This is a genomic window from Bradyrhizobium sp. Arg237L (assembly GCF_029990105.1).
In the GTDB taxonomy this organism is placed as follows: domain Bacteria; phylum Pseudomonadota; class Alphaproteobacteria; order Rhizobiales; family Xanthobacteraceae; genus Bradyrhizobium.
Genome location: NZ_JAQMIL010000145.1, coordinates 1 through 6,659 on the forward strand (window position 1 = coordinate 1; position 6,659 = coordinate 6,659).

The window sequence follows — 6,659 nt, forward strand, 5'->3', positions numbered from 1 at the left end:
CGCGACCAAGTCCGGTCTACCCCAAAGAGTTGACGTGAGGCCGAGGGGCTGGCTAGTCGCGTACGGGCCAAGAGCCGACGTTTCCCTTCCGGCCCTCGCGACGATAAGTGTCCTCCATGGCGCCACCGCGTCGAGTAAGATTTTCGCCTCCTTCGAGTCGAGCGTGCCGAAACCGTGGACCAGCAGTAGATCGGAGCGAGGAGATCACGGGCTTCGACGTTCCTGCGCCCCCTCGCTCCAATGGCGCGCGGCGTGCGTGTTGGCTGCAGTGCAGCAATCTCGCTCGGCTGGGTATCCCCTACGTCGGCCATTCTCTTTTATGGCGGTGCTGAAAGAGGAATATTTGTGGCCGTGCGGAAGAAGGAGTACCATAACTTCAACTTGCACTGCCGGGTGACCTCGTCCTGCCCTGTTAGGAAGAAACGATGGGTTACGCAGGTGCTGTAGCTCCCATCGCTAGTTACCCATCCCTAGCCTCGGCTTGGCTCGCGCCCAGGAGTGGTGGAGCGCGCCGACTGACACAGGCGCGGTTGAGCTATGGTCAGAGCCGGCTGCCATGACGGGTGTGCCCCGGGTATCGACGTATTCTATCGCGGCCTGAATAACCGTCTTTGGACAAGCTGGGGGCCGGACCAACCAGGAGGCCAGTTTTGCAGCGCGCCTGCCGACCTAGGAGGCGAGGCTTTTACATACATTGGCGCCCACCGCAGTCGAGGAAGCAGGCTAAGGCATTTTTAGCGCCAGCCTGCAAAAGCGGCTTCCACGTTGCAATGTGGTTGTCCAGGACGACTTGTCAGGAGGAGACAAACATGCGGTCAGAACGAGAAATTTGCACATCATCCGTCACACGACGCGGGTTCTTGAAGCGGGTGGGCGCCGCGGCTGGAGCTGCGGGTCTGGCGCCGGCGGTTTCGTCGCCGTTTGTGTCTAGCGCTCTTGCACAGGCCAAGACGCTCAAGATCCTCCAGTGGAGCCATTTCGTGCCGCAATACGATAAATGGTTCGATGGTTTTGCAACGGAGTGGGGCAAGAAGAACGGCGTCACCGTAACTGTTGATCACATCCCGCATCTGGAGCTACCGGCGCGCGCCGCGGCCGAGATTTCTGCGGGAGCCGGACACGACATTTTTGCCTTCAATGGATCGGGCGGCCCGCACCTGTACGAAAAACATGTCGTCGATCTCACCAGTCTCGTCAGCGAGGTGGAGAAGAAGCACGGCAAGGTCCAGCCGATCGGTCGCCAGATCGCGTACAACGAGGGTACGAAGGTCTGGAGCGCCCTTCCGGCCTACTACATCCGGTTCCCCGGCCTTTACCGGAAGGACCTGTGGGACGAGATCGGGATGAAACCCGATACTTGGGAAGATATCCGCGTCGGTGGGGCCAAGCTGAAGGCGAAGGGCACCCCGATTGGTATCGGGCTTGGGCACTCCGTCGACCCGAACCTCTCGTACCGCAGCATGTTGTGGAGCTATGGCGCGTCTGAATGCGACGAGACGGGCAAGCGCGTCACCCTCAACTCGAAAGAGACGCTCGAGGTCGTGAGGCTGGTTCGCGCCCTTTATAAAGAAGCCATGGAACCGGAAGTCTTGTCCTGGGACGATGCCAGCAACAACCGGTATCTGGCGTCCGGTCGAGGATCATGGATTCACAACCCGATCTCCGCATACCGGTCGATACAGAAGTCCAGCCCCGAATTGGCCGACAAGATCTACGTCTGGAAGACGCCGGCCGGCTCTGTGCGTAGGCTGGCGAGTGGAGCGCCCAACTCCTACGTCGTCTGGCGTTTCGCGCGCAACAAGGACACAGCAATCGAGTTCCTGCACTACTGGACTGACAATTGGGTTGCATCCTTCGAGGCGAGCACGGGCTACAATCATCCGCTGTTCGAGAACATCTTGCCCAAGCCCATGCCGATCTTGTCAAACGACCCAACCTCACACCCAGCCGACAAGCTGCAGGTGCTGGAGACCGCCAATGAGTGGCACGCTACTTATGGCTATCCGGGACCGGCCGGACCGGCCTCGGACGAGGTCGCGGACAATTTCATCCTCGTCGACATGATGGCCAAGGCCGCGACCGACAAAGCGACGCCAGAGGAAGCGGTCGCCTGGGCGCAGAAAGAGATCGAGCTGATCTACAAGAAATGGTCGGCGGTATGAACCGATTCGAACAGCGGGGCGGGCGGGTAGAGCTGCTCGCCTCGCGAAACGTTGATACCGATCGGGCAAGGCAATTGCAGCCTGCCGGCCGCGGAGGGCTTTAGGTCACTGCTCAAGGCACGGAGGAAGTCCAGATGGCCGCGGTGGTTGCCAAAGACATCAGAAAGGATTTCGGTGACGTCGCTGCCGTCGATGGTGTCAGCTTATCAGTCGGCGACGGCGAGTTTCTGGTGCTGCTCGGTCCATCGGGTTGCGGCAAGACCACCTTCCTGAGGATCATCGCCGGTCTCGAGCGGCAAACGTCCGGCGACGTCCTGATCAACGACGAAATCGTCAATGACATCACGCCGCGCGCGCGTGGCGTCGCTATGGTGTTTCAGAGCTATGGCCTCTATCCGCACCTGACTGTCGCCAACAACATTGCATTTCCGCTGAAGACGCAGGGTACGCCGCGGCCCGAGATCAAGCGCAAGGTCGATTGGGCGGCTGGCCTGCTCGGCATCGATCGCTTGCTTCACCGGCGTCCCCGCCAGCTTTCGGGAGGCGAGCGCCAGCGTGTGGCGCTGGCCCGCGCGCTCGTACGCAATCCAACCGTGTTCCTGCTGGATGAACCGCTGTCCAATCTGGACGCGAAGCTACGGGCAAGCGCGCGCAGTGAGCTGAAGCAGCTCCAGCAGAAGGTGGGAACGACCACCATTTACGTCACGCACGACCAGGTCGAGGCCATGGGCATGGGCGATCGCATCGCGGTTATCGACTACGGCAAGCTCCGACAAGTCGGAACTCCAAGCGAGATTTACGACCACCCCGCCGACGATTTTGTCGCGAGTTTCCTCGGCACCCCGCCCATGAACCTGGTCGAGCATAACGGTGGACTGTTGGGCTTTCGGCCGGAGCATTTCCTCCCGCGGGAGATGCTTGACGGAGCCGCTCTCTCCGAGCTGCCCTTCCGCATCGATCGCATGGAGTATCTCGGATCGGAGCGTATCTTGTACGGCGCGTTGGATGGCTTCCAGGCGAAGCGCGAAGTCACGGCGAAGCTGCCGGCCCACGTTCCGCTGTCTGGCATCCGCGCCGGTGAATGGCACAAATTTGCGGTTCGGGAAGCCGAGCTGCGCTATTTCGACCGGGACGGTCGGTGTACCGTCAGCCCAAAGGAGCAGGCTCGATGAGCGCGATCGCCGAGGCAGCCGCGCCCCGTCGGCTGGCGCGATCGCGGTTTACGTTCGATCGGCTCGAGGTGCTCGGGCCGCTGTTCATCCTCCCCGCGATCCTTTATGTCGTCGTGCTCGTCGGGCTGCCATTCCTACTTGCCCTATATTACAGCGTCAGCGCCTACAGCATCTTCAATCCGAGCTACGCGTTTGTCGGGTTGAAGAACTTTCGCGAGGTCATCGACAGCGAGATCTTCCGGCGGACGCTGGCCAACACCCTCATCTTCACGATCAGTGCCCAAATCATCGGCCTGCTGCTGGGCAAGATCGGCGCTATGCTCCTCATGCAGGAGTTCCCGGGGCGCCGGCTTGCCCGTGCGCTTATCGTTCTGCCCTGGGCAGTACCGGTGTCACTGGCGACGCTGGCCTGGGTGTGGATGTTCGACTCGCTCTATAGCGTCATCAACTGGACGCTGATCGCGGTAGGATTGATCGATGCGGCAAACCGGCCACAGTGGCTGGGGCAAGAAGATTTGGCGATGATTGCCGTGGCGGTCGTGCATGCCTGGCGGTTATTTCCTTTCGGCGTCGTGATCTTCCTTGCCGGATTCACGTCGGTGCCGCAGGATGTGCTCGATGCCGCCACGATCGACGGTGCGGGCTTCTGGCGGCGCAACTATCAGATCATCCTGCCAATCATCGCCCCGATCATCATGATCGCTGTGATCTTTGGCACCGTGTTCACCTTCACGGATCTCAGCGTCGTCTATTTGCTGACGAAGGGCGGACCGATCAACAGCACGCAGGTGCTCGGCTCGCTGGCGTTTCAGGTGGGCATCCTCTCGGGCGATGTCGCTCACGGGGCGGCCATTTGTTTGTTCCTGTTCCCCTTCCTCTTGGTCGCGGTGATCTTTCTCTTGCGGTCGCTGCGGCGGCGGGAGATTTGACATGCCGCGCCTTGCCGGAAAAGTAGTTGGGCAGAGTTCGTTTTATGCCGCGGTGGTTACTTTGGTTGTATTCGCCGCGTTTCCCTTCTATTGGATGCTGATCACCACTTTCAAAACTGACGGCGACCTCTACAATCTCAAGTCCATCCCTTATTGGTTCAACGCGCCGCCGACGCTCGAGCATCTCAAGTATTTGTTTGAAGACACGCTATTCGTGCAATGGCTGTCCAATTCCGCCCTCATCGGGCTTTGTGTCGTGGCGATCACTCTTCTCGTGGCCCTGCCAGCCGGCTATGGACTAGCGCGCATGCCGGGTCGTAGCGGCGAAAATCTGAGCATCGGTATCTTCCTGACCTATCTGGTGCCGCCGACGCTTCTGTTCCTGCCTCTAGCACGAGTCGTTACGTTGCTCGGATTGCAGGACAGCATGTGGGCTCTTGTCGTCGTCTACCCGACTTTCACCATCCCGTTCTGCACCTGGCTGCTCATGGGCTTCTTCAAGTCGGTGCCGCGAGAGATCGAGGAGGCCGCAATTGTCGACGGCTGCACTGTCGTGGGGGCATTCGTGAAAACGGTCCTTCCTCTTTCGGTACCTGCCATTCTGACCGTAGTGATCTTTGCGTTCACGCTAACGGTGCAGGAATTCGTGTACGCGCTGACCTTCATCTCCTCTTCCAGCGAGAAGCCTGTTACTTTGGGAGTCGCGACGGATTTGATCCGCGGAGATATTTTTTATTGGGGCGAATTGATGGGCGCGGCGCTCATTTCCAGCATCCCGGTGGCGATCGCTTATAATCTCTTTTTGGACCGCTTCATCAGCGGCATCACAGGCGGCGCGGTCAAATAATCGGCCATTTTCGTGCTGCGCCTTAGCATGCACGGTCAGAGCCGGTTGGCACTTCGCAAAAGTGCCATTTCCAGCCCATGCACCGCAGCAAGCAGCTCTATTCGATCGGCTCGTCGGCGCGGGAGGGCAGCATCGTGACACGGTGAGACCAAGCACCTTTGCGGTCTTCAAGTTGATGATCAACTCGAACTTGGTCGGCCGCTCGACCGGCAGGTCGGCAGGCTTCGCACCCTTGAAAATCTTATCGACGAAGACAGCGGCGCGACGCAGGGGCGCATCAGCGCACCGGCATTTCGTTCTCGATCCAGCCGGTCAACGAAGCGTGCTTGGGCGACCAATCCAGCTCCGCCCGCGCGCGCCTGCCACGCACCCGGCTGTTCGAGCCCAGCGAATAGACGGCGTGGCCGAAGCCCAGCGCGCCGATGGCGTCGTCGATCGGCCAGGGCTGCGGCGCGCCGAGACCGAGGCGCCGGGCGATCGCCGCTGCGGCCTCGGCGAAGGAGGCCTCGCCGTTCTCGACATAGTAGAAGGCACCGGCCGGGGCGCGGTCCAGCGCCAGCGCGTAGAGCTCGGCCATGTCCTCGACATGCGCGTTCGACCAGATGTTCCGGCCGCGCCCGACATTGCGGACGATGCCGGTCTGCTGCGCCTGTGCGACCAGGGTCGGGATCTGCACGCTGTCGGGGTGCAGCCCCCGACCGGTGCCGTAGATCAGGCTGTTGCACAGGACGACGGACCGTAAACCGCCGCCGGCGGCGCCGATGATCAGCCGGTCGATGGCGACGCGCGCCGCCTTGCCCGGCACCGGCTCAATCGGCGTGTCCTCGTCATAGATCCGGTCCGAGGCCCAGTCGCCGCGGGCGTCGTCGGCCACCACGCTGGTGCCGCTCGTGTGCAGGAACGGCTTGCCGCTGCCGGCGAGGGCTTCAAGGAAGGCGTCGACCGCGGACCGATCGTCGGAGCTGGCGGCATTGATCACCGCATCCGCCGACTTCGCCTCCTGCGCCAGCAGCGCAGTGTCCGAGAGATCGCCGAGCACCGGCTCGATGCCGAGCGCCTGCAGCCGCGCCGCCTTCTCCGGCGACCGCACCAGGCCGCGGATCCGATGGCCCGATGCCTTCAACCGGAGGGCGACGGTGCCGCCGATAAAGCCGCTGGCGCCGGTCAGGAAGATGTTCATGCCTGTTGCTCCCTACATGCCCCCAGTCCGGTGCAAGACCGGAAGGGCTGATAATTCGGCTTCCCGGTCGCGTGAGCGCGCCGATTGTTGCCATCTCTTCCGATGAAAGCTCAAAGTCGAAGATCGCGGCGTTGTTCCCGATGCGATCGATCTTGGTGCTCCGCGACAGCGCCACCACCACACCACCATGCGCGCAGTAACGCCGCAAAGAACAGCGTGCTCGATGCGCAGCTCGACGCGGCCGTCTGGTAGCATAGTCTCCTGAGTTTTGGCGCTCGACAGTGGCTTCAATGACCTCTCCCTGTCGCAAATTCCGTCCACTGGCGGTTGATTGAGAATCGGGCGATGCTGCCGCACGATGTTGGATTT

Annotated in this window: 5 protein-coding genes and 1 pseudogene; 4 read left to right on the plus strand and 2 right to left on the minus strand. The window is 61.4% G+C overall.

What is annotated here, in order from left to right; translation table 11 throughout:
- The first annotated feature begins 980 nt into the window (after nt 1-980).
- The 4 genes from OZ411_RS42275 (at nt 981) to OZ411_RS42290 (ending at nt 5,110) form a co-directional block, all read left to right on the plus strand.
- Nucleotides 981-2,162: an extracellular solute-binding protein gene (locus OZ411_RS42275; RefSeq protein ID WP_282532707.1), complete on the plus strand. Its 1,182-nt coding sequence runs from the start codon at nt 981-983 to the stop codon at nt 2,160-2,162.
- A 134-nt stretch (nt 2,163-2,296) separates the two neighbouring features.
- Nucleotides 2,297-3,334, plus strand: a complete 1,038-nt coding sequence (locus OZ411_RS42280) for an ABC transporter ATP-binding protein (RefSeq protein WP_282532708.1) — start codon at nt 2,297-2,299, stop codon at nt 3,332-3,334.
- A gap of 68 nt (nt 3,335-3,402) precedes the next feature.
- Entirely contained in the window at nt 3,403-4,263 is an 861-nt protein-coding gene (locus OZ411_RS42285; protein WP_282532709.1) for a sugar ABC transporter permease, read from the plus strand.
- 1 nt (nt 4,264) lies between these two features.
- Nucleotides 4,265-5,110, plus strand: coding sequence for a carbohydrate ABC transporter permease (locus OZ411_RS42290; RefSeq protein ID WP_282532710.1), 846 nt, complete (start codon nt 4,265-4,267; stop codon nt 5,108-5,110).
- A gap of 97 nt (nt 5,111-5,207) precedes the next feature.
- On the opposite strand, the pseudogene OZ411_RS42295 reads toward OZ411_RS42290, so the two are convergent.
- Together OZ411_RS42295 and OZ411_RS42300 are read right to left on the minus strand one after the other, a co-directional pair.
- Nucleotides 5,208-5,380: pseudogene (locus tag OZ411_RS42295) on the minus strand (ABC transporter substrate binding protein); the annotation flags it as partial.
- Between the two features lie 7 nt (nt 5,381-5,387).
- The gene (locus tag OZ411_RS42300) at nt 5,388-6,290 is read right to left on the minus strand and encodes an NAD-dependent epimerase/dehydratase family protein (protein ID WP_282532711.1); all 903 of its coding nucleotides are present in this window, start codon (nt 6,288-6,290) and stop codon (nt 5,388-5,390) included.
- Between the last annotated feature and the right edge of the window lie 369 nt (nt 6,291-6,659).

What these genes read in the sequence shown, in the direction of transcription:
- OZ411_RS42280 (WP_282532708.1), top strand. Translation starts at nt 2,297, where the DNA reads ATGGCCGCGGTGGTTGCCAAAGACATCAGAAAGGATTTCGGTGACGTC.
- OZ411_RS42290 (WP_282532710.1), top strand. Translation starts at nt 4,265, where the DNA reads ATGCCGCGCCTTGCCGGAAAAGTAGTTGGGCAGAGTTCGTTTTATGCC.
- OZ411_RS42300 (WP_282532711.1), bottom strand. Translation starts at nt 6,290, where the DNA reads ATGAACATCTTCCTGACCGGCGCCAGCGGCTTTATCGGCGGCACCGTC.